Here is a 22,697-nt window from a genome sequence, read left to right as displayed (position 1 = left end):
CCTGCGGCAGAAGGCGGCTGTTTCACTTCGCTGCTTCCCACAGGATGCAGAGGGCGTACGGGGCATCGCGGGAGTTCCGCGGACGGGAAGGGGCTGCTCGGGGCCGGTGAGCCACCATTCGCCAGCTGACGCCGCGAGGGGCGGTTCAGGGGACTCCTTGAAGGGCGGGAATGGCCCGGGTCAGCGGTGGCGACCGCTCAGTCCAGGCGGTGGCGGCGCGGGGCTCTGCTGGCGGGAGGGCGCGGGGAACGAGCGATGGGAGTCGAGGTGGCCGTTGAGTTCCTTGAGCGCGTCGCGCATCGCTTCCGATGTGCGGCGCAGGTAGGCGCGGGCCGATGCGTGGTCGAGGACCATGCGGTTCTCCAGGTAGTGCTGGTCGGTTGGGCGGGAGACGACCGGCAGGTAGAGGGCGGCCTCCGCGGTGTCCGAGAAGTGCGATGCTGCGTGGGCCGACGTGGTGCTCGCCATCGCGAGATGGACCAGGGTGGCGCGCCCGGCGCGGGTGGTGCTGTGGGGGTTCGCGGCGAAGTCGCCGGTGAGCCGGAAGGCGTCGCGGGAGAGATTCTGTGTTTCGGTGGCGTGCTGGAACAGCTCGGTGAAGGACGGCGCGGCCGGCATGTGGCCGCTCTCGTCCAGCAGCTGCCACTTCTGGGCGCTCTCGGAGCACTTGGCCTCTATCGGGTTGAGCGCGCCGATAAGGCGAAGGACGTCTTCGCGCGGTATCAGGTGGTGTTGGATGTCGGGTTTCACGAGCCTCTCAGGGGTGTCTCTATCGCCGTGAGTTGGGGGTGCCAGCGAGGCACCGTTGGCCTGAAGTGGTGGGTGTCCGTGGGCTACTTCTGTGGCGCTGAGGGGTTCGGCACTGCCGTACAGCTCGGCATCGAACTGATCACAATGCACGGGCTTTCTCGGAATGTCTGTGCGGCGCAAGGGGCACCGCAGTGCCGCTGGTCCGCATCAACGGTGGGGTGCGGAAACGGGTTTTGCTATCCGAGGGGGCGGAGGAACGGTCGCTGCGCGCGGTGTGTGATGCAGCTTGACCTCGATGCCGAGGGGGGCGAGTTGACGGGCGACGTTGGATATCCGCTGCGTTTGCTCGGCAACGCCGTACGAGGCGGGCAGCATGAACAGACGCGTACTGGGGAAGTGCTGAAAACCTTGGGTGTACAGCACGGTACGGGCTGTAGGGCTCAGCGCATCGTCGGGCGTGGTCCAGCAACCGTCGCCGCCCAGCCTCAGTGCAACGGCCCCGGACTCCACAGCGGGCGCGGGCCGGGAATCGGGAGGCTGACCGGCGCGCTGGCGCAGGACATTCAGAGCGTCCCGGTAATGCGGCAGCAGTCGGCGGGCGACCGCGGCTGCGGCGCGTGCGCCATCGGCGGGGACAGCGATGCCGCTGGGTTCGTCCACCTCGTCGAAAGGGTCCGTGTCGAAACCAACCGCAGGGGCGAGGGGCGCAACGAGGAACTGATCGCGGCGCAGCGGCCGGTCGATAATGTACAGCCGCTGCCCACCGGGCCCGTCCATCACGACTTCGTGCTCCAGGACGAATTCGTGTATGGCCTTGAGGGCCGGGCCGCCGCCCCAGACCTGCTGGCCATGACAGAACTGCTCGTAGTACGCGGCATGCCGGCGGTACCCGTAATGCCAGTTACCGGGCAGGTGATGGGCGAGGTGGCAGGCGAAGGTGGCGAGATCGGTATGGGGCTGGGGCATGGGCTCCTGGGTGGTCTGGAACGGCGGCGTATGTGCGGCGGACGCGCTGGCCGGACGGTGAGGGGGCAGGGGGAGGTATGGCAGAGCGAGCCGGGTCGGCCGCTAGGCGTCAGTGGGTTCCGTGGACGCGGTGAAAGCTCGTGACCCGGTTCATGCCGGCGGCGAGCCCATCAGGCGCGTGACGCGGTCAGCCTTGCGGACTTCAGGCCGCTCAGAGGCATTCTTGCCGTCAGCGGCGACGACTGCTCTTGCGTGAGGCGGAGCCGGGCGAAAGCGGGGAGTTGTGGCGTGCGGGGCGAGGTTGCTGCGCCGTGCGGGCAGGCGAGGCGAAGTCGAATTCATAGTCGTCGTAGGTGTCGATCAGGCCCTGTTCGATCTGAGCCTCCCGGTCGGCGACCTGGTCCAGGAGGTCATCGTGTTCGGCTTGGCATTGCAGGTAATCGGCCCAGTCGGCGTCGCTGAAATGGGCGGGACGGTGCAAGAGGCTCCTTAAGGACATGAGGCCAGCCCGTCGGTATTCGTGAACTCGGCGCTTTTCAGTGCATACGGGCGTCGGTGTCGAAAAGCTGGCTCTCGTGGGAGTGCAGAAGGTGCTGGACGATGAAGGAGCGTCCGGCGACCTTCCACAGGCCGCGGCCCCGATTGAGGTGGGAGATGGCTTCGGTCTCCACCGAGGTGAGGCCGAGCAGGGTGGCTGCGGCGTGCAGTTGGTCGGTCTCCTGGCGGTAGACGATGCGGGTGGAGCAGTCGGCCAGGAGCCCTTCCGCCAGGGCGCGTCCGCGAGATCCGGCATCGCCGGCGGTGAGCAGGTCGGACAGCCGGTGGATGACCATGAGGTTGGCGATGCCCAGGCCGCGGGAGAGTTTCCACTGCGACTGCATGCGTTCCAGCAGTCCGGGGTGGCGCATCAGGCGCCAGGCTTCGTCGTAGACGACCCAGCGCCGCCCGCCGCCCGGGTCGGCGAGGGCGGATTCCATCCATGCCGAGGCGCAGGTCATGGCGAGGACGAGGGCGGTGTCGTCGCCGGAGCCGCCGAGCCGGGACAGGTCGATGGTCAGCATCGGCGAGGTCGGGTCGAAGGTGACGGTGGAGGGGGCGTCGAACATCCCGGCGAGATCGCCGTGGACCATGCGGCGCAGAGCGTGGGCCAGGTCCCGGGCGGCGTCGCCGAGACGCCCGGACATTGCTCCGGCGGCGGTGTCGAGCTGCTGGGGGTCGTTGAGGGTGGCGGCGATGTCCCCGAGTAGCGGGGTGCGCCGGACGGTGGCGGCCTGGGTGACGACGGCGTCCAGGGCGACGTCGAGGGCAGTGTGCTCCATGGGCAGCAGGTCCCGCCCCAGGACGGTGCGGGCCAGCGAGCCGAGCAGGAGCAGTCGGCGCTTGCGGATCTCGCCGGCCCAGTCGGCCTCGGAGACGCCCGGGGGGCGGGGGGCGGCGTCCAGCGGGTTGAGCTTGCCGGGCAGGCCGGGGCCCAGGGCGATGGAGGTGCCGCCGAGTGCGGTGGCGACCGGTGTCCACTCGCCCTTGGGGTCGCACGGTACGTAGATGCGGTAGCCGAAGGCGACCGAACGCAGCGCGAAGCTCTTGGCCAGCGCGGACTTGCCCTGCCCGATCACCCCGGCCAGCAGGACGTTGGGGTTGGTGAACCCCTCGATCTTTCCGTACAGGGCGAACGGGTCGAACACGAACGAGGCTTCGGCGTGTACGTCGCGGCCGATGTAGATGCCTTCGGCGCCGAGTCCGCCCTCGGCGAGAAAGGGGTAGGCGCCGGAGGCGGTGGCGGTGGTCATGCGGTGGGCGGGCAGTTTAAGTCGCGTGCCGCGTGCGGAGGCTGGCCCGGGACGCCCGCTGCCCGGATACAGGGGCAGTGGCATCTCCTGTTCGGCCGGTGCCTGGCCTGGTGGGTGCGCGGTGGAGGCGGCGCGGGCCTTGGCGTGGGCTTCGGCGAGCTGGCGGCGGGCGGCCTTGCGGGCGGCGCGGTCGGTGCCGTGCGGGGTGAACAGGGGGGACACCGAGGCGCGGCGGCGGGCGGGCCGGTGGGTCATCGGGCGGGCTCGATTCGGCGGTGCGTGCTCACTGGGCGCAGGTGGTGGTGTGGCCGTGCAACGGGGCGTGGAGGTCCGCGCGGGTGGTCTTACGGCGGACGGCGTGCCCGGAGGCGAGGTGGCGCTGGCAGATGGTCAGGACCGGGGGGCCGGTGGACAGATGCTCGGGGCGGCAGTGTGCGTCGGTGCCGGAGGAGTGCGGCAGGAGGTGGAAGGCGTCGTGGACGGCGTCGCTGGCCTGCCACAGCCGGGTGCGCGCGGTGGCCAGGTGCCGGCCTGCGGCGGGGCGCGGCGGCCGGGTCGTCTCGGCGAGCTGGTCGAGCAGCTGGTGCAACGCGGTGAGGTGGGCGTGCAGCAGGTCGGCCTGCAGCCGGTCGGTGGGACCGGCCTGGGCCTGGGTGCGGGCGTGGTGGCGCAACCCGGCGGAGGCGGCGCGCAGAAAGGGGTACGCGTCGCTGGGGGTGTTTGCAGAGATCAATGGGGGTCCTTCCTGCCGTGGGGCAGGCGGCGATGGCCGGAGCGAAGGTGGCGCAGGCCGTGTCAGCGGGAGCGGCGCGGTGCGGGAGTGGCCGGGGGTGCGGGAAGGCGGCCCGGCGCGGCGGACTCGGCCAGGCACCGCGTTTGCTCATCGCGCAGGTCGTTGTACAGGCCGTGGGGGCGGGTACCGGGGTGGCTCTCGCTGATCACCAGCCTTCCGACGCCGGGGGAGACGGTGGCGGCGTCCGTGGCGCGGTTGTCGCGCATCCACTGGCGGTAGGAGGGCAGACGCGTCAGCGTGCGGTACGCCGTATTGAGGTCGGTGGCGTTGACGACGAACAGCCAGGGTTCGGCGCCTTCCTCATGGCCGGGGCTGGTGAGGGCGACGCTGAAGGCCCGGTTGGCGGGTGCGGCGACGAGCTGTTCCAGGCGCTGGACGACGCTGTCGAGCCGGTCGCTGGCTTCGAGGGCCGTGCTGTCGCGCGCTTCCTCGTACGCGGCACGCTCTTCTTCGATGACTTCGCCGTCCGCGTCGCGGTGCGCGTCCAGTTGTTGTTGGTGGCGGTGCTGCAGCTCTTTGAGGTCGGCCAGCAGATCGCGGAGATCGTCAATCAGGTGCGGGGACGGTGTCAGGACGGCCTCCGGTTACAGGGCGGTGCGGGCGAGGGGCAGCGCGGCCAAGGAGAAGGCGTCGCCCTGCTGGTAGTTCAGGCGGCGAAGGTCGACCTGGGCGCTGACGGCGGCGGTCTCGATCTGTGCGCAAGCCGCATCCAGCAGGGCGTCGCTCTCGGCGCTGATCGTCAGCAGGCCGGTCAGGGCGACGTCGGCGTGCCCGGCGATCAGTTGCCGCTCGCGGTCCTTGACGTCGGCATATTCGACGTTGTCCTCTTCGGAGTCGACCATGCCCTTGCGGCGGCGTTCGGCGGCGTCCGCGATGATCGTGGCCTTGCGGCGCTGGACGTCGCGCAGTGCGGACTCCAGGGCCTGGGGCGCGTAGATCAGGGACAGGGCGCGGCGGACGCCGGCGCTGAACAGCAGACCGTGCAGAAAGCCCGCGGAGGTCTCGGTGCGGGGCCAGTTCTCGACCCAGTAGGTGGCGTGGCGGGCGGTGTCGGTGCCAATACGGTCGTACTCCTCGACCTGGACGACGGGCCCGGCCGCCGCTGGGTCGGCCTCCGCCCGCCCGGTCTCGGACCACTGCTGCAGGGCAGAGAGGGCGCTGGGGTCGTAGGCGGTGCGGACGACGGCGGCGATCTCGCGGGCGGTCAGCCAGCCGGTGACGGCCAGGCCCGCGTTGTGGGCGGCCTGGGCCACGGAGCTGGTGGTCTGCTGCATCACGGTGAAGGCACCGGTCAGGCCGCCGCCGGCCTGGCTGATCAGGCGCCGGGCGGCCTTGAGGTCCAGGGCGATGGCCAGGTACGCCTCGTGCGGGGCGGCGGCGGGCCCGGCGGAGGCGACGAGGTCGGCGTAGACCTGGCCCGCGACCTGTGTCTGCGGCTGGCCGTGGCGGTTCCAGTGGCGTGCGAGGGCGTCCCCGGAGTCGGGCACGGTGCGCTCCAGGACCTGCACGGTGGCGATGTGGCCGGTGCGGGCGATGCCGGCCAGGGCCCGGCCCCAGCCGCGCACGTTGGCGTTCTGCGTCGCCGGATCCAGCAAGGCGAAGGCGCGGCTGGAGACGCGGGCCACTGCCGTCAGGGTCTGGGCGTGCGGGTCGTGGACCGCGGCGGCCTGCGACTGGGAGTCGGACGGGGTGATCACCCGCAGTGAGGCGGCGGTGCCGGGCAGGTGCAGCAGGCCGTCGTGCCGGGGCCGGGAGGCGGGCCGGGCCAGCCACAGTGTCTGTCCGGTGCGCCGACGGTGGGCGTAGCGGGCGATGACCGGCGCCCAGTCGATCAGGGAACGCCCGTTGCGGCGGATCAGCACCAGCGCGCCGACTGCGACCCACAGCGGCAGCAGAAGGACGGCACCGAGGAGACCGGTGGTGACCACGATGACCAGGAGCAGCGCCAGGGCGGCGGATACCAGGAGGAGCTGGGGAAAGGACAGGCCGAGAAGGATGCCGCGGCGGCTGCGGTGAGGGAACTTCACCGTCATCGGCGCGACGGCGGAGGCGTCGGACATGGGGGAGAAGACCGTTCGAAGAGCGCGGGGCAGCGGAGCGGGAGCCCGTGGGACGTGCCGGGGTACGGCACGTCCCACGAATGGGAGGTCGTCAGCTACCGGCAGGCGGAGGGGGAGGAGAGGCCGGGCCGGTCGCCGCCCCGGACCCGGAGGACGGCGCGCCCTGCGGCGGAGGCACGGAGGCGCGGTCGGTGACGCCCCACTGGCTGTAGTCGGCGCCCTGGCTGGCGGGGCCGCCTCCAGCTGCTCCGGCAGGTGGGCCGCCGACGCGGCCACCAGCATCTTCGCCTGGGCGGGTGGGCGGAGGCTGGGCGCCCTTCTTGGCCAGGTCGAGGGCGGGCGATGCGGTGGTTTCGCTGCCCTGTCCTCCAGGACTTTCGCTGGACGGGTTGGCGGCGGTGATGCCGCCGGAGCCCTGTCCGGGAATGTCGGAGGGGCCTTGCGGTGCGGCGCCTGCTCCGGCGGCCGCGCCTCCGGCGCCGCCGCCCGCGGCCATCGAGGCGGCCTTGCGGCCGGCGCGCTCGGTGTGCTGCCGGGCCATCTGGGCTCCGGCGCCACCGGCGCGGTGCAGGGTCTCGCCGTCGGATCCTTCGGCTGCCCAGTGTACGAACTTGAACGTGGCGTACGGGCACAGCAGGACCAGCACCATGATGACGACGCCGGACAGGACGTCGGCGAGGGCGCCGAGGCCGTCCTTGGCTTCGGTCTTGCCCATGGCGGAGATGCCCAGCAGGAAGACGATGGTCATCAGCAGTTTGCTGACGATGAGGGTGGCGGTGGCTTCGATCCAGCCCTTGCGCCAGCGCTGGGCGACCTCCCAGCCGCCGCCGGCCCCGGCGAAGACCGCGAGGGTGACCAGGACCAGGATGCCGACCTTGCGGACCATCATCACGCACCAGTACAGCACCGCGCCGAAGGCGGCGCCGAGGGCGGCGAGGGTCGGCACCAGCCAGCCCAGGCCGGACAGGGAGCCGATCTGGGAGACCTTGACCATGCGCCGTACCGCGTCCTCGACGCTGCTGCCCGCCGCCTTGAACAGACCGTCGGACAGAGCGTCGACCACTTCGATGGCGACCGTGGTCAGCGCGATGGCGCCGAAGGCGAACAGCACGCCGATGGCGGTGCCGGTGAACGCCTGGGTGAGCGCCTGCCCATCGCGGCGGACGGAGGCGCGGATGAGCTGGGCGCTGAACGTTGCGACCAGGATGATCAGGCCGATGGGCAGCAGCGTTTCGTAGTTGTCGCGAAACCAGGCGGCGTTCAGGTCGACCTTGGTGGTGGTGTCGACGGCCTTGGCGGCCAGATCGGCTGCGGTGGCGGCGAGTTCGCCGGCACTCTTGGCGATCCAGTTGCCGATGCCCTCGGTGATGGCCTTGCCCGGGTCGGCCACGAAGTCGATCGCGTCAGCGGCGCTGCACAGCTTGCCGGCGACGGGTATGGAGCAGAAGTCCACGGAAGGGGCGCCTCCTTTCGGTCGGTCAGCGGCGCGTCAGGGGGCGACCTGCGGGGCGAGGGAGACCAGTGAGCAGTCGTGGGAGCGGCGGCACTGCACGGCGAGGGTGGCCGAGCGGTCCTCGGCGCCGCCTCCGCCGCCCTTCCAGGTGATCGTCTGCTTGCCGGTGACGGTGACGGCGTAGATGTACGCCTCGGTCAGCGCGGACGGATCGTCGGCCAGCGCCTGCTTGAATGCCGAGGGGTAATGGGCCTCGCCGACGCTGGCGCTGGCGTGCTGGGCGTTGTCGTGCATCCGCGACCACAGCACCGGGTCGGGAACCTGCGCGGTGATCGAGGACCAGTCGCTGTACTTGGTCTCCTTGGTCATCCACGCCTGCATGCCGGCGAGCTGCTGGTCGCGGCCGGTGGTGCGGGCGTCGTAGGACCACAGCATCTTCGCCGCCGCCTTGGCGTAGGCCACCGGGTCACTGATCTGCGGGGGGCGGGGAACCGAGCCGGTGCCCGCTGACGGCGAGGGGGAGGAAGCCGAAGCGGAGGGGCTGGCCGCAGGCGGCCGGGCGGAGACATGGTCCTCGCCGCGGCCGGTGAACCAGGCAGCCAGGCCGGCGACGGCGATCAGGACGGTGATGACGACGGCGACGGTGGCGACGCGCCGGTTGGCGGACCAGTCGGCGGTGCGGGCCGAGACGTAGGAGCCGAGACGTTTTTTCATCACTTCACCTGGGCGCCGAGGGTGGAGAAGAAGACCACGATGCCGTTGGCGGCGCCGAGGCCCAGGGCCGCTCCGGCGGAGATCTGCGCGCCCTTCTTGCCGTTGGCCTCGGCCTGGTGGCCTCCGGTGAAGTGGCCCCAGGCCCACACGGCCAGGGACACGGCGAGGGCACCGACGACAGCGATGATGGCGTACAAGTTGATGGAGGAGACGACGCTCTTGAGGACGGACAGGCCCGGCAGGCCCCCTTCCTTGGGGGAGATGCCGGGGTCGAAGGCGAGCTGGATCAGACGGTCGGACAGGGGCATGGGGCGGGAGGGACTCCTAGCGGGCGCAGGCCGTCGGGCCGTGCGGAAAGGGGAGACGACGAAGGCGTCGGCGACGCGGGAAGGGCCGGACCGGTCCGGCCCGCGGCGTCAGGTCACGACGCGGCGGGCGGCGAGGACCTGCCAGTTCTTGACCGGCTCGATGCGCACCGGCTTGCCGGTACGCGGCGCGTTGATCACCAGCCCCGCGCCCATGTACATCCCGACGTGCTCGGGCCGGGCCGCGCTGCCGCGGGCGAACAGCAGGTCACCGGGCTTAAGCGCCTGCGGGGAGACCGCTGTGCCCTCGCCGACCTGCGTGTACGTCACGCGGGAGAGCTTGATGCCGGCGGCGGCGTACGCCTGCTGCATCAGGCTGGAGCAGTCGCAGCGCCCCATCGGGTCGGGCCCGTGCGACTTGGTGCAGGTGCCGCCCCACTGGTACGGGGTGCCGAGCTGGTGCATCGCCCACTCCAGGGCGGTGCGGGCCTTTGCCGGAGTACCGGCAGGGATCCGGTAGCCGGAGGGGACGGCGCCTTCCGGGATCGGGCCGAAGGCGGAGCCGTCCGCGCCCGGCTCACAGCCGGCGCCGGAGGTGGGCGGCGCGCCGTTCGGGGGTTTGTCGGGCTTGCTGCCGGCGCCGCCGTTCGGCAGGGTCTTTGCGAGGGCCTGCTGCAGGGCGCGGGCGAGCTTCTCCCACGGGGCGTAAGCGTCTGGGAGACCGGACTTCTGCACGGCCTGGGCGGCTTGGGTGACGGTCATCTGCTGCCAGCCGTGCACGCCGAAGAGCGCCTTGTAAAAGCGGGTGCTGGCGTAAACGGGGTCACGGATCTGCTGCGCGGTGCCCCAGCCCTGGCTGGGACGCTGCTGGAACAGGCCGAGCGAATCCCGGTCACCGCCGCCGAGGTTACGCAGCCGCGACTCCTGCATGGCCGTGGCCAGCGCCACGACCTGGCCGCGGGCCGGAGCGTGCAGAGAGATACCCGTCGCGATGATCGTCTTGGCGTTGGGGATCTGCTGCTTGGGCAGGTCCAGGCCCTCGACGTGAACGTTCTTCTCGGCGCCCTTGCCATGCAGGAGGGCGGCGACCTGACGGGAGACGGCAGTGGTGTCGATGTCCGTGCCCGAGGCGCACGGATGCTGGGCAGCGGCTCCGCTGCCGGCCGCCGCCATCACGGCGGTGCCGGCCAGGAGAAGAGGGGAAAGGCAGAAGACGCCGGCGGTTGCGGCGGCTATGCCCTTCAACCCGGGCGGTCCTCGCAGACGGCAGACGCGGGCAGGGCGATGTCAAGCGGGAAAGGGCAGAGGTGGGCCACAGCGGTGTTCCTCGAAGTGACGTGCCGGCCGAGTGGTGACAGTGGAAAGGCGTCGGCCGGGGTGCGGTAGGTGATCGGGCGGGGCATCGTGGCGAGTTGCCGCTCGCGAGATGCCGCAGATGGTCAGCGGTGCCGGGACAAGGCGGTCTCCAAGGGTGACGAAAGGAGGGAAGGGACGCCTGCAGACGCGGTGCGCCGGGCGGTTCCAAAACAGTAAGCGCGCTTCCCCGGTTGACCAAAGAGTTTGGCTCGGCGCCGTGCGCACGGAAACGGTGACCGTGGCCAACCGGGAATCGTGGCCTACAGTTTTGGTCTCCTCCTGCCCCCTCGGCTACAGCCTCCGGCACCGCCTCCCGTGCCCAGCCGGACAGCGAATGAGGAGTTCCCGTCTTCTTGTCCCGACCCGAATTGGGGTACCTCTTTGCCGTTTTCTCTCCATCAGGGCGACGCGCTCCGTGTGCTCGCCGACCTGCCCGATGACTGCGTCGACTCGGTCATCACCGACCCGCCGTATAACTCCGGCGGCCGGACCGCGAAGGAGCGCACCAGCCGCACGGCGCGCCAGAAGTACACCTCTGCCGACGCCGGACACAGCCTGCCGGACTTCACCGGCGAGAACATGGACCAGAGGTCGTACGGCTTCTGGCTGACGCAGATCATGACCGAAGCCCAGCGTCTGACCAAGGTCGGCGGCACGGCGCTGTTGTTCACCGACTGGCGGCAGCTGGGCATCACGACAGACGCCATCCAGGCGGCCGGCTGGCTGTGGCGTGGCGTGCTGGCCTGGCACAAGCCGCAGGCGAGGCCGCAGCGCGGCAGGTTCACGCAGAACTGCGAGTTCATCATCTGGGCGTCCAACGGCCCCATCGACGCCTCCCGCAACCCGGTGTACCTGCCCGGCCTGTACAGCGCCTCCCAGCCCAGCGGGAAGAAGCGCCGGCACATCACGCAAAAGCCCGTCGAGGTGATGCGGGAGCTGGTGCAGATCTGCCCGCCGGACGGCACCGTCTTGGACTTCTGCGCCGGTTCCGGCTCCACGGGCGTCGCGGCCCTGCTGGAAGGCCGGGACTTTATCGGCGTGGAAAAGACCCGGCACTACACCGAAATCGCCGCCGACCGGCTCACCGAGACACTGCGTGACACCCTCGGCCAGGAGGACTGCACGCTGGCCGCGTAACCGCGTCGCCCTGGGGGCAGTTTCCCGGGCAACGGCCGACGGGCGTCTGGTTATAGCGGCCGATGCCCGGTTAGCCAAACCGGGATTTCTCCGGATCGTTGGAGCCGCATTCCCCGACCCGCCGCGAGCGGCTGCAAGGAGATACTCGTGCCCGAATCCATAGGCCCCCGCGACGAGGGCGACACGGAGCCCGTACGGCTGCCCGACGGCAACCTGGAACACCTCGACGCCACCGTCCGCCAGCTTCTCGATCAGTCGGCCGAACAAGCCCGGCAGCTGGACAACCTTGCCTCAGCACCCGCCGGTTCACCGTTCGCCGGTTTCCCGCCGGGGCCGGCGATGCCTGCCCCGGCTCCGGCGCCGCGGCCGATCCTGGAACTGGAGGGGGAGGAGTTCGAGTCGGAAGTCGACACCCTGACCGACTGGGTGGAAACGTTCCTCATGGACACCTACGGCGACGAGGTCTCCACGGCCGCCCCCTGGTGCCTGCAGTGGCAGGAGCACGAGGATGTCCTCGCCTGGCTGCACGCCCTGTGGCTGGCCTATCACCAGCACAAGGAACCAGACGCGGGTCTGGCCGGCATGGCCGTGTGGCACCGGGACTTCCTCACCCACACCATGGCGGCCGTACGGGCGCCGGGCGGGTCGCTGTCGGCCTGCATGACGGATCCCGACCGGCCCGCTCACCGCATCCTGCCCGGCCCGCAGCGCTCCGCGCGCCGCACCGGCGCCAGCACCCCAGACACCGGCGAGGCGCCGGCATGAGCGGTCGTCCGCGCCATGCCTTGAGCTTCGACCCCCGCGCCCTGACCGACCTGCTCGAAGCACCGACGGACGTCCGGGACCTGGCCCTGGAGCATCTGCAGGAGACGGTCAACGGCGACATGCAAGGCGGCAAGCTCACCGGGGACCTGAGCGGCCTGCGCAAGCTGTACCTCGACCAGCGCGCCGAGTGGCGGCTGGTGTACTGCCAGCGCCCGGCACCGGCCACCTCGCAGCACACCACCGAGATCCACGTCATTGCTGTCCGCCCTCGGGCCGACTTCGATGTCTACGACACCGTCGCCGCCCGGCTGGGCATGGAACGCCGACCGATGAGCGCGCTGGCCCACGCGGCCCGTGCCCGATCGCCGCAGTTGACCGCCTCCCGGCCGTCCGGAGTGCCCAAACCGGGCCCCGGCCCCCGTCCCGGCCCATTGCACATGCCCTCGTCCCCGGCGAACGGCCCCACCCGCTGAGACGTTTCCGGCCGCCGACCGTGTGGTTTCGACGAGCTGCTTCCGGTTTCACATCTGCTGACGTCCGCGTCGCCCAGCCTGCCGAGCGCCGGAGGCGGCAGGTGCCGGGCCGTGAGCTGTGTTGTGGATGCCTGCGGCCCTCGGCCCCACGACCAAGGGATTGTTTATGCCTTCATCCTCGACATCCTCCTCCGTTCACAAGGGCCTGACCTCGCTCGATCACCGTGTCGAGGCGGCCACCGGACACAGCATCGACCGTTTGCGGGAGCTGCATGATCGCGACCTGCTCGATGAGCCGGCCACCCGCGTGGCTGACGCGCACCGCAAGCTCAACGACGCTACGACCGTCCTGACTTTTCACCGCGTGTTGCTGGAACGGCTCGCCTCCGGGGAGTACGAGATCGAGCGGGCATTGTTTGCCCGCATCGACCGCGCCGTCGAGCGGATGAAGGAGGCCACCGCCACCCGGGACGCCCGCCGCGCCGAGGTTGCGGCGGCGCTGGAGCCTCTCGAACGCGCCGGGCGGCGGCACACAGGCTCCGGCTCGATGCCGGACTTGTCCGCTGCGGACCACGCGGCCCTGATGGCCATCAGCGAGGGCGCCCAGCTGCGCCAACACCTGCTCACGGGACGCGTGGCGGCGGTCACAGCGTCGGGCACCCGCGTTCCTGCTGCCACCTATCAACGCCTGGAGGCGGCCGGGTGCGTCACCCGGGATGAGTCCCACGCGCTGCACGCCGGGCAGCCCATCACCGTCACCGATGCCGGCCGCACCGTCTTGACCGGAGCCCGCGGAACCACCCGCCCCACCCCACCGCCTGCTCAGCGCGTGGGCGCCTGGCCTGCCACGCGTCCACGCCGCTGAGAACACGCCTGCGCGGCAGCCCCCACCTTCATCAACGACGAGGACCATGCCCGAAAACGACCTCGAAACCGTCCTTCGCGTCGAGGGACTCGATCTCGCGAACGACCACGAAGCCACCCTCTTCAACTGGCAGATCAGTCTGTCGGAGAACGAGCTGACCGTGGTGGCCAGCCACCACCAAGGCGACGACAGCTATGCCGTCCTGCATGACAGTTCGATGACGTGGGACCTGCCGGGCTCGCCGCAGTACCTGGCCGTCCACATCGACCGCAACGAAGCCACCGGCAGTTTCCGGTATGCCTCGGAGCGGCTGCCTCTGGTACCGCTCGCGCAGCAGTGGCTCGTCGCCCGTGGCTGCCCGGTGTCCGCGCTGCGCGCCCGCACCGACCTGGGGCCAGAGGCTGCCGACGCCAAGACGAGCGCCCTGGAGGCCAAGCTGGCCGCCTCGCCCGGCCGGTACGAGATCCTCGACCATTACACCGACGACACCATCGACTACGAGACGACCGTGCTGGTGCGGGATCTCCACCCCACCGCGGCGCAGCGACCGTTTCGCGTCCTGGTCGAGAAGTGGGACGTCGATGCCAACCGGTACACCCTGCGCGAGGGATGCTTCGCCGACGCCGCGCAGGCCGGCGAATGGCTGGAGGACCGCGACACCCCACTGCCCGAACCCACCGTGACCCCCTCCGTCCCAGCGCGGCAGCTACCGGGAATCGCGCCCCGCCCGAGCGGGCCCCGACGCTGACCCGCGGCTTCCCGCTGTAACTCGCTGCTGCTTACAGGGGAACTGGGACGCGGCTTTATAGCAGCTGATCTCCGGTTAGCCCAACCGGGAATTTTCCGGACTCTGGATACCAGCCCGAACGGCACCGCCTGTTCCAGGGTTTCACTTTTCCCCCCTTTTCGTATGCACTGGCTTGGAGACCTCTTCGTCATGCGTTCCTCACGCATCACCCTCACCGCAGCAGTGCTCGGGTCTCTTGCCCTTCCGCTGTTGTCCGCCCCCACCGCCAGCGCGGCAGTGCCCTCCGGCGCGACGGTGACCCGCCCGTGCGAACAGCCGGGGCCGTGGAACGTGCACGCCAGCGCGGTGACCATCCGCGCGAAGGCGTCAGCGAAGGCGACCGCCGTCGGCATCCTCTACCCCAGCCACGACTTCACCGCTCACCCGGCGGCCGGCAACTGGGTGGCCGTCACGGACCACTCAACCGGCGTCAGCGGATTTGTCTCCGGAACGTACGTCTACCGCGGCACCCGCATCTGCCTCGACTGACCTTTCCCACCGCGGCTCCTGCTGCGTCCCCCTATTCCTCGCACCACCATGGAGAGTTTCTCTTGCGCATTTCCCGCATAGCCGCCGCCGCTGCCGTAACCGCCGCTGTGGCCCTGCCCATTGCCACCGCCTCGACGGCCTCCGCCGCGGCCCCGGCCACCGCGGTGACCGCCTCCGACCCGTGCGGCAAGGTCGGCCCGTACAAGGTCCACGCCAGCGCGGTGACCATCCGCTCGAAGGCATCGGCCAAGTCCACGGCCCTCGGCCTGCTGTACAAGGGCCACAAGTTCACCGTGCACAAGGCCACCACCTATGGCGAATGGGTCTACATCACCGACAAGTCGACCGGCGTCACCGGCTGGGTGTCGGGGATCTACGTCTACCCCGACGTCTCCACCTGTCTGCACTGACCCAACGGGCCGGGGCGGGAGGCACCTCCCGCCCCGGCACCTGCTGCACCAGCTATCACCTGCGGGACCGTAAAGGAGAGTGCTGTGCCTGACGGCGCGGACGAAGTGCTGGAGGCCGTGGCCCAGCAGATCGAGGAACGTTTCCGGATGAGCCTGCCCGAGCTGCGCCGAGCCGCCGCAGCGGCGCCGGACGATCACCAGCAAGCCGCGGAGGTCCTGCGCTGGTACGGCCACCTCCAGCGCGACCAAGCGGCCCTGGAGCAGAGCGAGGACGCCCTGCTGGACGCCATCGGGCCAGCCCCCGGGGAACTGTCCGATGCCCAGATGGCGCTGGCCCACCGGGTGAATGTGGCCGTCGCCATGCGCGATGGCCGGGCCATGGTCGTGCGGCATCTGCTCGACCCGGAAGCGGCCCGCACGTCCTTCCCCGGCGCCTGGCGCTTCGCCGCCCGTTCGGCCGGCCGACCTTCCGCTTCGACCACGAGCCCTGCGGTACGTCCGGCCGCTGGCCCGCCGGGGGCGGCACGGGGGAGGGCACGGTGAGTGTGACCCGGAAGCCCACCAGCCAGGACACCGTGCTCGAGAAGGTCTTCGGAGCGCCGCTCGACGAGCTGTATGCCGCCGCGGTGGCGGGTACGGCCTCGCCAGCCCTCCACCGGATCATGGAGTTGCGCTCCTTCCTGGCGGTGGCCGAGGAACAGCTTGCCCGGGTGCGCGACCGCATACACGAGGCCACGGCCCCCGCCCGGCAGTACGAGCTGTCCGCCGAGGAACTGCAGTGGGATCTGCAGTGGCTGCAGGCGGCGCTCTCCGGCCGCCAGGAGTGCGTCGGCGCCCTGGAGGAGGTGCTGCGGACCATGCCCGCTCCCGGCGCCCGCCCCCAGCAGGGCCTGCCGCCCCCGAAGATCAGCGCCCGTGCTACCGCCGCGCACCCCCCGGCCGCACAGTCCTTGGCCCGGGCCCGCCGACCCTGAAAGTTTTCGTTGTCCCACACCACCGCGCTGGCCGTCGCCGAACACATCGAGGCGCTTTACGGCCGGCCGCTGGCGGAGCTGGAAGCCCATGTGGATGCCCAGCAGACCCAGAGCATGCTGGCCGCCCTGCTGGGCATCCACGCCGGGCTGCTGCAGGCCGAACGCAACATCGAGCACCAGCTCGGCCGCCTGCGGGAGCTGACACAGCCCGGACGCGAAGTCGGTGCTTCCACCGCGGGCGCCATCTTCGACTGCGCCCGCCGCCTGGCCACGTCCGTCGCCACCCGCGAGGCCCATACCCAGGCTGCCACCACCGTCCTGCACAGCCTGCGCCGGGCCGCCCCGCCGCAGGCCACCCAGCTTCCACCGGCCTCCGCAGCCGCACATCCGCTCGCGCCGACGCGCTGAACACCGCCCGCACCACCAGGAGTTCCCTTAATGGCCCCCACCGGTCTGTCCCGTGCCACCGCCACCGACCTGGCGCGCGTCACCGAGAGCCTCGACATGATCGCGCCCCGCTGGAGCGTGTGGGTGCTGATGACGCTGCACGAGCAGCCGCTGCGCTATCACGAGATCAAGCCCAAGCTCGCCTGGCTGGCCGACGGCCAGCTCAACCCCCGGCTGCACAAGCTCACCGACGCCGGGCTCGTCGAACGCGGCCAGCTCTCCCAGCGGCACGTCACCTACGGCCTCACCAACCGGGGTGCGGCCCTGATGCCGGTCCTGGACACCCTCGCCACCTGGGCCGGCACCCACCTGGAAAAGGAGCTGGTCCTCAACCCACAGACCGGCCAGCGCGAGCCCGAACGCATTCCCAAGGCCCAGGACATCGAGGACGCCCTCGGCCTGATCACCCCCCGGCACGCCACCCCCATCCTGTGGACACTGCGCGAGCGCGGCCCAGTCAGCGCCCGGGACCTGGCCGCCGCCGTCCTTCCCGGCTCCGGCCCCACCACCGTCTACCAGCCGCTGCGCCAGCTCACCGACGACGGCCTGGTCGAACGCACCGCCGGCCAGAGCACCTACCAGCTCACCGCGGCGGGCCGTTCCCTCAATCCCGTCCACGCCGCCTTCGCCGACTGGGCGGCGGGCCGGACGCCCGCACGCGCGGCCTCCGGACAGGCCCCCTCAGCACGAAAGCGCCACGGGCAGTGGGCCACGCACACAGCACGCCCGGCGATGCCGGCACGCCCTGCGGCAGCGTCGGCCCCGGCGACCTGGAAGAACAGCGACCTGTTCTCCCACGGCGGCCCCGTACGCCCGATGCCCACGGCAGCAGGGGGACGCCGCCGATGACCGGCACCGAGCACATAGCCCGCGCCGCCGAGCTGCTGAGCAGGCAGTGGACCACCCGGGTCATCAGCGAGATCGACCACAACGGGCCCCTGCCCCGCCGCATGGCCGCCCGCACCTTCACCGACCTGCCGCGCACCGGCATCCACTACGCACTGCCGACCCTGCGCCACCGGGGCCTGCTCACCGTCGCCGAGCACGACGGACGCACCTGCTACCTGCTGACCGAGGCCGGCGAAGGACTGGGAGACCTCTACGAAGCCCTGGCCCGCTGGAGCCGTACCCACCACCATCCCGGCACCGCGACCGACTTCGTCACCCGCGTCGAGGCCGGGCTGGAACTCCTCAAGGACCGCCGCGTCCTGACGGCCCTCACCGCAGACCAGCCCGCCGCCCCGCCGGATACGGCCGGCACAGAGCCGGACACGCTCACGCAGGCCAACCTCGCCGAACCCACCGGCGAACGGACCTGGCGCCTGACCCAGGCCGGCCAGGACCTTCGCGGGCCGTACGCCGAGCTGGCCGCGTGGACAGCGGCACACGCCCACCTCATCGACGCCGTACCGCCGCGACGCTCAGCCCTGGGCACACGGCTACCGCAACCGCCCCGCACCACCACGGCCTTCGCCCGGACGACCACCCGCAGGACCACCTGACAGGGACACCAACACGCGGCGGGCCGCATCAGCGGCCCGCCCCAGCCCCCGTTCCCAACATCCAGCCCTGCCACGAAAGCCCGATGACCACCTCCGTCCGACCCGCTGCCGCCCGGCGCCGAAAGGGCACTCCACCTGGCCTGCTGCGCGGTATCTACCTGCCCCGCAGCATGGACGCCGTCGCGTTCGCCATGACGACGTACGGCATTCCTCTGCTGGTGCTCGCGACCACCGGATCGGGCGCCCTGACCGGCCTGGCCTTCGCCGCGGAATGGGTGCCCCGTCTGATGGCCTTCGCCCTGGCCGGGACGCTGGTCGGCCGCTACGGCACCACCCGGGTCCTGCGCTGCGCCTCGACTGCCCGCGCCCTGGTCGTGCTGGCCGCCGCGCTCCTCCTGCCGGCCCAGTCCACCGGTCCGGGCGCTACCGCCACGGTCATGCTGCTCGCCGCCGGCACCGGCATCCTCACCGAGTTCAGCTACATCGCGGCCGAGACGGCGGGCGGCCTCGCCAGTCGCACCGCCGGGACCGACGCGCACCGGATCCAGTCCGCCCTGTTCGGCATCGACCAGACCGCTACCTTGGCCGGCCCTGCGCTGGCCGGACTGCTCCTCAACGTCAGTGGTCCGGCCGGAATGCTCAGCGTGATCGCCGCCTTCTCCCTCCTCGCCAGCGCCTTCGCCCCCAGCCAGCACCGAGGACAGCGCCGCGCCCGCCCGGCACCCGGACGCCAGGGGCTGCGCACCGGCTGGTCGACGCTACGGGCGCTACCCGCCCTGGCCTGGCTGGTGACCGGCCTGTGCGTCTCCAACCTCGCGATTGGACTCCTGCAGGCCGCCGCACCGGTGATCGTGATCAAGCAGTTCGGGTACACCAGCGCCGACGTGGGCCTGCTCTGGTCGACCGCCGCCGTCGCCTCCCTCGTCGCCATCACGCTCTGCCGCCGCGCCATCGACCGGTACGGCCTGTGGCCGGTCGGCGCCGCGTCGGCGGGCCTGGCGGCCTCGGCCTGCCTGGCGCTCTCGCTCACCCACACCTACGGCGCGTACCTGACGCTCACCGCCGTGCTGATGGCAGGCGAGGGCGGCCTGACCGTCGTCCTGCGCACCCTGCGCTCCCACCTGATCCCCGCCGACACCTTCGGCAGCACCCTGGCCCTGACGATCCTGCTACTCCTGCTGCCCTTCCCCCTCGCCGGGCTGCTCGTCGCCGCGATCCCGCCGGTGCTGCTCAGCCACGCCCTCACCGCCTGCGCCGTCCTACAGGCACTCGGCCTGGCCACCGCGTTCGCCCGGCTGCGCACCGCACCGGTCCTACGCGCCGCCACCTGACCCGTATCCCGTCATGCCGCCCAGCGCGCCGTCCGGAGAACCACTCGATGCCCACGTTGCCCGCCGCTCAGCAGGAACACCTGCCCGGCCTCGGCCCCGTCGCCGGCCCGGCAAAGAGACCCACGCTCACTGAGCAGTTCCTCACCTTCGACGCCGAGCACCCGCACGTCTACCGGGAACTGGAACGGCTGACCGCACAGCGGCTGGCCGACGGCGCCGAACGCATCGGCCTCAAGGCCCTCTTCGAATCCCTGCGCTGGCAACTGCCCCGGGGCGTACGCGGGCTCAACAACAACTACACGGCCCTGTACGCACGAAAACTGATCGCTGACCACCCCCATTGGGAGCGCGCCTTCGAGCTACGGCGCCGCCGTACGCCGTGAACCGCATCGTCGCCGCACCGAATGATTCCGCCCCCGCCCCATGGAGCGTTCCGCTGTCTTCTCGCCCCGTCGTCCTGGTTGTCACGGCTGCTGATGCCGAGGCATACCGCGGGTACTGCCTTGAGCACATGGCAGCCCACTACGACATCGCCTTGATCACCCCCGCCGAACCGACGTGGGAGCGCCCGTTCATCGTCGACTGGGAAGGCGCCGACCCTGCCGACCAAGCGGCCCTGGACGAGGCCGGCAGGGCCTTGGCCCGGCGCCACGAGCTGGCCGGCGTGGTCACCTGGACCGAGTGGTACCTCGTCCCGGTCGCCCACCTGGCACACCGGCTCGCTCTGCCCACCACCGCTCCAGAGGTGATGCGTGATTGCCGCAACAAGGGCGCCGCGCGGCACCTGTTCGCCCGGCACGGCGTGCCATCGGCCGCCTCGGTGAGCGTCAGCACTCTGGCCGGAGCCAGCGCCGCGGCCAGGCAGATCGGCTATCCCGTCGTCCTCAAGCCCGCCGGGCACGCGGCCAGCATCGGTGTGATGCGTGCTGACAACGCCGAGGAAGTGGTGCAGGCGTACGCCTTCGCGGCGCAAGCGGCCGGGTGCTCAGCAGAAAGCACGCAGGTGCTGGTCGAGGAGTACCTCGACGGCCCAGAGGTCAGCGTCGAATGCGTCACGCACCGCGGCCAGACCAGGGCGGTGGCCGTCACCCGGAAGACACTCGGCCCGGCACCCTACTTCCAGGAGATCGCCCACTCGGTCGACGCCCGCGACCCGCTGCTCGTCACGGTGGCCCCGGCCGCCACCGCTGCCGTCCAGGCACTGGGCCTCACCGACGGGATCCAGCACGTGGAGATCCGCCTGGTGCGGGGCCGGCCCCGGCTGGTCGAGGTCAACGCGCGCATCGGCGGCGACCTGATCGGCCACCTCGTCCACCGCGCCACCGGCATCGACCTGCCGCGTGCCGCCGCCGACCTGGCCTGCGGACGCACCCCCGACCTGGCCCCCACCCGGCAGCAGGCAGCCGGCATCCGGATGGTGTATCCCCCGGTCTCCGGCACGCTCACCGCCCGCCACCTCGACGACGAATTCCGTGCTGGTGCGCCGTGGCTCGAACGGGTCCACTGGCAGCGCGAGACCGGAGACGAGGTCGTGCTGCCGCCGCAAGGAGGCGACACGTTCACTTCCCGCATCGGCTTCCTGATCACCACGGCCCCTACCGCCGCCCTCGCCCAGCAACGCGCCGAGAAAGCCCTCTGCGCGGTCACCGTGCACATCGAGTCCTCGGGTCAGGCAACTTCCTGCTCGGAATCCGCTGCGTGACACGGCCGCGACCAGCAATCGGTGCACCTACCTGGTCGCTGCATCCCCTTCAGGCCCAGCGAGCAGCGGCGTGACGCCGCTGGAATGCCCAATGTGTCCACCTGGCTGGCGCCGGGCCGCGCGCAGTCTCCCCCGCACTCTTCACGGAAATGGTCCATGCCCGACCCTGACCTGCTCGACGGGGACGTCTATGTCTCCCCGCGCTACCTTGCCGGCAGTACGTTCACCGGCGACCCTGCCCTTGCTCCACTGCTGGAGCGGGGCTGGGACCTGCGATCCGAGGAGGACGGCAACGTCTACGTCAGCGCCCCCGACCGCAAGATCCACCTCGGATACCTGCCCGAAGGCGAGGACGACGGCTTGTGGCGGATCACCGCCTACGCCGACCTCTTCGCCCGGCCGAAGTGGGGTGTGTGCTTCAACGACGAGACGCCGACGGAGTTCGTCACCGCCTTCACCACCGCCTTGGCGGGGGCGTACGCCGCGGGCCCACCTGCCTACCTGGCCGACCCGCACCCAACAGATCCTGACCTCTCGGCATTCAGCGCGGTCACACCACTGATCCATTCCGGCTGGGCACTTCAGCACCCTAGCCGGGAGGTCATGGAACTTCAGGCCCCCGACGCCATGGCCGGCCTCCAGTACACCAACGGCCGCCTCGACCCGGAAAGGGAGCTGACCACGCTGAACGCACGCTGGTACCTCTGGGGCGGGCCCTCGGCCACGAGGCCCTACTGGTATGCCACCGCCTCGTCGAAGACCCCCACGCCCTTGGTCAAAGCAGTCACGGCCTGCGTCGCGGACCCAGCCCCCTTGCTCCGCTGGAAAGGCCAGATGCCGTTCCGGCTCCGGGGCAAGGCCCAGCTGACACCCCTCACGCCCCCGTCGCCTCCTCTCCCAACCCCACTCGACCTTCAGCGGGCCGCTTCCCGCCGCCCACCGTCGCTCGGAACCCGCAGCGTGCCGCGCTGGAGCACCACCACTACGGCCCCATCCGCTGTACCCACCGGGCGCGTCGGGCGCCGTCGCTGACCTTGTCCACCTACCGCCGAAAGGCCCCATGTCCCTGCAGGCCCCCGAGTTCTTCGCCGAACTGTGCCTCCCCTTCACCGACAGCACCGTCGTGGGCAATACCTACTACGCCACCCCCGCCACCGGTACGCCGCTGCGCCTGCGCATCGGCTTCACCAACGCCCTCCGCGCCGACACCTACGGCGGCCTGCGCCTGACAGTCCTCCACGCGCACCGGGGCGAGATCGACGCCGTGGCCCTCAACTTCGTCGACCACGGCACCTTCCACCGCCGCGACGAAGCCCGCCGCACCCCTGTCAACAGCTCGCGGTACGGCACGTTCGACACCCACCACCGCCCCGGCCAGCCGCCGTGGGAAGGCGCCGTCACCACCGGGCTGCGCGACGCGATCGAGCAGTACACCGCCGTCTGGTTCCCCGGCGCCTGGACCACGCCCACACCAAACCGCACCGCAAGCCGCACCGCGCACCAGACGCCCGCCCCGCTGACCATCCACAAGGGCGGCCGCGCCCGCTGACCCAGGCCGCACCGGCACGCCGAGCGCCGCGCATGGCCTTCCCGGCAGGAGCCTCATTTCGTGTTGCCCGACCCCTTCG

At 71.1% G+C, this 22,697-nt stretch carries 28 protein-coding genes; 17 read left to right on the top strand and 11 right to left on the bottom strand.

Annotated elements, in window-relative coordinates; all coding sequences use genetic code 11:
- Window positions 1–180 precede the first annotated feature (180 nt).
- The 11 genes from OEIGOIKO_RS07530 to OEIGOIKO_RS07480 form a co-directional block, all read right to left on the bottom strand.
- On the bottom strand, window positions 181–750 hold the full coding sequence (locus OEIGOIKO_RS07530) for a hypothetical protein (protein WP_125053070.1): 570 nt from the start codon (window positions 748–750) through the stop codon (window positions 181–183).
- 207 nt (window positions 751–957) lie between these two features.
- Window positions 958–1,716, bottom strand: coding sequence for a hypothetical protein (locus tag OEIGOIKO_RS07525; protein WP_125053068.1), 759 nt, complete (start codon window positions 1,714–1,716; stop codon window positions 958–960).
- A gap of 229 nt (window positions 1,717–1,945) precedes the next feature.
- On the bottom strand, window positions 1,946–2,197 hold the full coding sequence (locus OEIGOIKO_RS41460) for a hypothetical protein (RefSeq protein ID WP_170251620.1): 252 nt from the start codon (window positions 2,195–2,197) through the stop codon (window positions 1,946–1,948).
- Window positions 2,198–2,252: 55 nt separating this feature from the next.
- Window positions 2,253–3,761, bottom strand: a complete 1,509-nt coding sequence (locus tag OEIGOIKO_RS07515) for a VirB4 family type IV secretion system protein (RefSeq protein WP_125053064.1) — start codon at window positions 3,759–3,761, stop codon at window positions 2,253–2,255.
- Between the two features lie 28 nt (window positions 3,762–3,789).
- The gene (locus OEIGOIKO_RS07510; RefSeq protein WP_125053062.1) at window positions 3,790–4,239 is read right to left on the bottom strand and encodes a DUF6238 family protein; all 450 of its coding nucleotides are present in this window, start codon (window positions 4,237–4,239) and stop codon (window positions 3,790–3,792) included.
- Window positions 4,240–4,301: 62 nt separating this feature from the next.
- Complete coding sequence (locus tag OEIGOIKO_RS07505; RefSeq protein ID WP_125053060.1) at window positions 4,302–4,505, bottom strand: hypothetical protein; 204 nt, start codon at window positions 4,503–4,505, stop codon at window positions 4,302–4,304.
- 378 nt (window positions 4,506–4,883) lie between these two features.
- On the bottom strand, window positions 4,884–6,359 hold the full coding sequence (locus OEIGOIKO_RS07500; RefSeq protein WP_125053058.1) for an SCO6880 family protein: 1,476 nt from the start codon (window positions 6,357–6,359) through the stop codon (window positions 4,884–4,886).
- 91 nt (window positions 6,360–6,450) lie between these two features.
- Window positions 6,451–7,812 carry an SCO6881 family protein gene (locus tag OEIGOIKO_RS07495; RefSeq protein ID WP_125053056.1) on the bottom strand — a complete coding sequence of 454 codons (1,362 nt, stop codon included), beginning with the start codon at window positions 7,810–7,812 and terminating at the stop codon, window positions 6,451–6,453.
- 36 nt (window positions 7,813–7,848) lie between these two features.
- Complete coding sequence (locus OEIGOIKO_RS07490) at window positions 7,849–8,526, bottom strand: hypothetical protein (protein ID WP_125053054.1); 678 nt, start codon at window positions 8,524–8,526, stop codon at window positions 7,849–7,851.
- Complete coding sequence (locus tag OEIGOIKO_RS07485; protein WP_125053052.1) at window positions 8,526–8,834, bottom strand: DUF6112 family protein; 309 nt, start codon at window positions 8,832–8,834, stop codon at window positions 8,526–8,528. The genes OEIGOIKO_RS07490 and OEIGOIKO_RS07485 overlap by 1 nt, the downstream gene beginning before the upstream one ends.
- A gap of 108 nt (window positions 8,835–8,942) precedes the next feature.
- Window positions 8,943–10,076 carry a C40 family peptidase gene (locus tag OEIGOIKO_RS07480; protein WP_125053050.1) on the bottom strand — a complete coding sequence of 378 codons (1,134 nt, stop codon included), beginning with the start codon at window positions 10,074–10,076 and terminating at the stop codon, window positions 8,943–8,945.
- A 492-nt stretch (window positions 10,077–10,568) separates the two neighbouring features.
- On the opposite strand from OEIGOIKO_RS07480, the gene OEIGOIKO_RS07475 reads away from it, so the two are divergent.
- The 17 genes from OEIGOIKO_RS07475 (at window position 10,569) to OEIGOIKO_RS07395 (ending at window position 22,618) form a co-directional block, all read left to right on the top strand.
- Window positions 10,569–11,324, top strand: a complete 756-nt coding sequence (locus OEIGOIKO_RS07475; RefSeq protein ID WP_125053048.1) for a DNA-methyltransferase — start codon at window positions 10,569–10,571, stop codon at window positions 11,322–11,324.
- A 147-nt stretch (window positions 11,325–11,471) separates the two neighbouring features.
- Window positions 11,472–12,089: a DUF4913 domain-containing protein gene (locus OEIGOIKO_RS07470; protein ID WP_125053047.1), complete on the top strand. Its 618-nt coding sequence runs from the start codon at window positions 11,472–11,474 to the stop codon at window positions 12,087–12,089.
- Entirely contained in the window at window positions 12,086–12,562 is a 477-nt protein-coding gene (locus OEIGOIKO_RS07465) for a type II toxin-antitoxin system RelE family toxin (RefSeq protein WP_125053045.1), read from the top strand. Before OEIGOIKO_RS07470 ends, OEIGOIKO_RS07465 begins: the two co-directional genes overlap by 4 nt.
- A gap of 166 nt (window positions 12,563–12,728) precedes the next feature.
- Window positions 12,729–13,427, top strand: coding sequence for a hypothetical protein (locus OEIGOIKO_RS07460; protein ID WP_125053043.1), 699 nt, complete (start codon window positions 12,729–12,731; stop codon window positions 13,425–13,427).
- A gap of 46 nt (window positions 13,428–13,473) precedes the next feature.
- Window positions 13,474–14,175 carry a hypothetical protein gene (locus OEIGOIKO_RS07455; RefSeq protein WP_125053041.1) on the top strand — a complete coding sequence of 234 codons (702 nt, stop codon included), beginning with the start codon at window positions 13,474–13,476 and terminating at the stop codon, window positions 14,173–14,175.
- A gap of 189 nt (window positions 14,176–14,364) precedes the next feature.
- Window positions 14,365–14,703, top strand: coding sequence for an SH3 domain-containing protein (locus OEIGOIKO_RS07450; protein ID WP_174857290.1), 339 nt, complete (start codon window positions 14,365–14,367; stop codon window positions 14,701–14,703).
- 62 nt (window positions 14,704–14,765) lie between these two features.
- Window positions 14,766–15,113: an SH3 domain-containing protein gene (locus OEIGOIKO_RS07445; RefSeq protein WP_125053039.1), complete on the top strand. Its 348-nt coding sequence runs from the start codon at window positions 14,766–14,768 to the stop codon at window positions 15,111–15,113.
- An 84-nt stretch (window positions 15,114–15,197) separates the two neighbouring features.
- On the top strand, window positions 15,198–15,656 hold the full coding sequence (locus OEIGOIKO_RS07440; protein WP_125053037.1) for a hypothetical protein: 459 nt from the start codon (window positions 15,198–15,200) through the stop codon (window positions 15,654–15,656).
- On the top strand, window positions 15,653–16,087 hold the full coding sequence (locus OEIGOIKO_RS07435; RefSeq protein WP_125053035.1) for a hypothetical protein: 435 nt from the start codon (window positions 15,653–15,655) through the stop codon (window positions 16,085–16,087). The genes OEIGOIKO_RS07440 and OEIGOIKO_RS07435 overlap by 4 nt, the downstream gene beginning before the upstream one ends.
- A 9-nt stretch (window positions 16,088–16,096) precedes the next feature.
- Window positions 16,097–16,495, top strand: a complete 399-nt coding sequence (locus tag OEIGOIKO_RS07430) for a hypothetical protein (RefSeq protein ID WP_125053033.1) — start codon at window positions 16,097–16,099, stop codon at window positions 16,493–16,495.
- Between the two features lie 30 nt (window positions 16,496–16,525).
- Window positions 16,526–17,383: a winged helix-turn-helix transcriptional regulator gene (locus OEIGOIKO_RS07425; RefSeq protein WP_125053031.1), complete on the top strand. Its 858-nt coding sequence runs from the start codon at window positions 16,526–16,528 to the stop codon at window positions 17,381–17,383.
- Window positions 17,380–18,036: a hypothetical protein gene (locus tag OEIGOIKO_RS07420; RefSeq protein ID WP_125053029.1), complete on the top strand. Its 657-nt coding sequence runs from the start codon at window positions 17,380–17,382 to the stop codon at window positions 18,034–18,036. Before OEIGOIKO_RS07425 ends, OEIGOIKO_RS07420 begins: the two co-directional genes overlap by 4 nt.
- A gap of 83 nt (window positions 18,037–18,119) precedes the next feature.
- Window positions 18,120–19,367, top strand: a complete 1,248-nt coding sequence (locus tag OEIGOIKO_RS07415) for an MFS transporter (RefSeq protein WP_125053027.1) — start codon at window positions 18,120–18,122, stop codon at window positions 19,365–19,367.
- A 47-nt stretch (window positions 19,368–19,414) separates the two neighbouring features.
- Window positions 19,415–19,750, top strand: coding sequence for a hypothetical protein (locus OEIGOIKO_RS07410; protein ID WP_246177251.1), 336 nt, complete (start codon window positions 19,415–19,417; stop codon window positions 19,748–19,750).
- 128 nt (window positions 19,751–19,878) lie between these two features.
- Window positions 19,879–21,069: an ATP-grasp domain-containing protein gene (locus OEIGOIKO_RS07405; protein WP_125053025.1), complete on the top strand. Its 1,191-nt coding sequence runs from the start codon at window positions 19,879–19,881 to the stop codon at window positions 21,067–21,069.
- Between the two features lie 156 nt (window positions 21,070–21,225).
- Complete coding sequence (locus OEIGOIKO_RS07400; RefSeq protein ID WP_125053023.1) at window positions 21,226–22,101, top strand: SPDY domain-containing protein; 876 nt, start codon at window positions 21,226–21,228, stop codon at window positions 22,099–22,101.
- 28 nt (window positions 22,102–22,129) lie between these two features.
- Window positions 22,130–22,618, top strand: coding sequence for a hypothetical protein (locus OEIGOIKO_RS07395; protein ID WP_125053021.1), 489 nt, complete (start codon window positions 22,130–22,132; stop codon window positions 22,616–22,618).
- Window positions 22,619–22,697: the final 79 nt, after the last annotated feature.

Source organism: Streptomyces paromomycinus, assembly GCF_003865155.1.
Taxonomy (GTDB): Bacteria; Actinomycetota; Actinomycetes; order Streptomycetales; family Streptomycetaceae; genus Streptomyces; species Streptomyces chrestomyceticus.
The sequence above is the reverse complement of the archived record's forward strand: the minus strand, read 5'-3'. Positions and strand labels throughout refer to the sequence as shown.

What these genes read in the sequence shown, in the direction of transcription:
- OEIGOIKO_RS07525 (WP_125053068.1), bottom strand. Translation starts at nt 1,716, where the DNA reads ATGCCCCAGCCCCATACCGATCTCGCCACCTTCGCCTGCCACCTCGCC.
- OEIGOIKO_RS07515 (WP_125053064.1), bottom strand. Translation starts at nt 3,761, where the DNA reads ATGACCCACCGGCCCGCCCGCCGCCGCGCCTCGGTGTCCCCCCTGTTC.
- OEIGOIKO_RS07505 (WP_125053060.1), bottom strand. Translation starts at nt 4,505, where the DNA reads ATGCGCGACAACCGCGCCACGGACGCCGCCACCGTCTCCCCCGGCGTC.
- OEIGOIKO_RS07500 (WP_125053058.1), bottom strand. Translation starts at nt 6,359, where the DNA reads ATGTCCGACGCCTCCGCCGTCGCGCCGATGACGGTGAAGTTCCCTCAC.
- OEIGOIKO_RS07490 (WP_125053054.1), bottom strand. Translation starts at nt 8,526, where the DNA reads ATGAAAAAACGTCTCGGCTCCTACGTCTCGGCCCGCACCGCCGACTGG.
- OEIGOIKO_RS07485 (WP_125053052.1), bottom strand. Translation starts at nt 8,834, where the DNA reads ATGCCCCTGTCCGACCGTCTGATCCAGCTCGCCTTCGACCCCGGCATC.
- OEIGOIKO_RS07465 (WP_125053045.1), top strand. Translation starts at nt 12,086, where the DNA reads ATGAGCGGTCGTCCGCGCCATGCCTTGAGCTTCGACCCCCGCGCCCTG.
- OEIGOIKO_RS07460 (WP_125053043.1), top strand. Translation starts at nt 12,729, where the DNA reads ATGCCTTCATCCTCGACATCCTCCTCCGTTCACAAGGGCCTGACCTCG.
- OEIGOIKO_RS07455 (WP_125053041.1), top strand. Translation starts at nt 13,474, where the DNA reads ATGCCCGAAAACGACCTCGAAACCGTCCTTCGCGTCGAGGGACTCGAT.
- OEIGOIKO_RS07450 (WP_174857290.1), top strand. Translation starts at nt 14,365, where the DNA reads ATGCGTTCCTCACGCATCACCCTCACCGCAGCAGTGCTCGGGTCTCTT.
- OEIGOIKO_RS07425 (WP_125053031.1), top strand. Translation starts at nt 16,526, where the DNA reads ATGGCCCCCACCGGTCTGTCCCGTGCCACCGCCACCGACCTGGCGCGC.
- OEIGOIKO_RS07420 (WP_125053029.1), top strand. Translation starts at nt 17,380, where the DNA reads ATGACCGGCACCGAGCACATAGCCCGCGCCGCCGAGCTGCTGAGCAGG.
- OEIGOIKO_RS07415 (WP_125053027.1), top strand. Translation starts at nt 18,120, where the DNA reads ATGACCACCTCCGTCCGACCCGCTGCCGCCCGGCGCCGAAAGGGCACT.
- OEIGOIKO_RS07410 (WP_246177251.1), top strand. Translation starts at nt 19,415, where the DNA reads ATGCCCACGTTGCCCGCCGCTCAGCAGGAACACCTGCCCGGCCTCGGC.
- OEIGOIKO_RS07405 (WP_125053025.1), top strand. Translation starts at nt 19,879, where the DNA reads ATGGCAGCCCACTACGACATCGCCTTGATCACCCCCGCCGAACCGACG.
- OEIGOIKO_RS07400 (WP_125053023.1), top strand. Translation starts at nt 21,226, where the DNA reads ATGCCCGACCCTGACCTGCTCGACGGGGACGTCTATGTCTCCCCGCGC.
- OEIGOIKO_RS07395 (WP_125053021.1), top strand. Translation starts at nt 22,130, where the DNA reads ATGTCCCTGCAGGCCCCCGAGTTCTTCGCCGAACTGTGCCTCCCCTTC.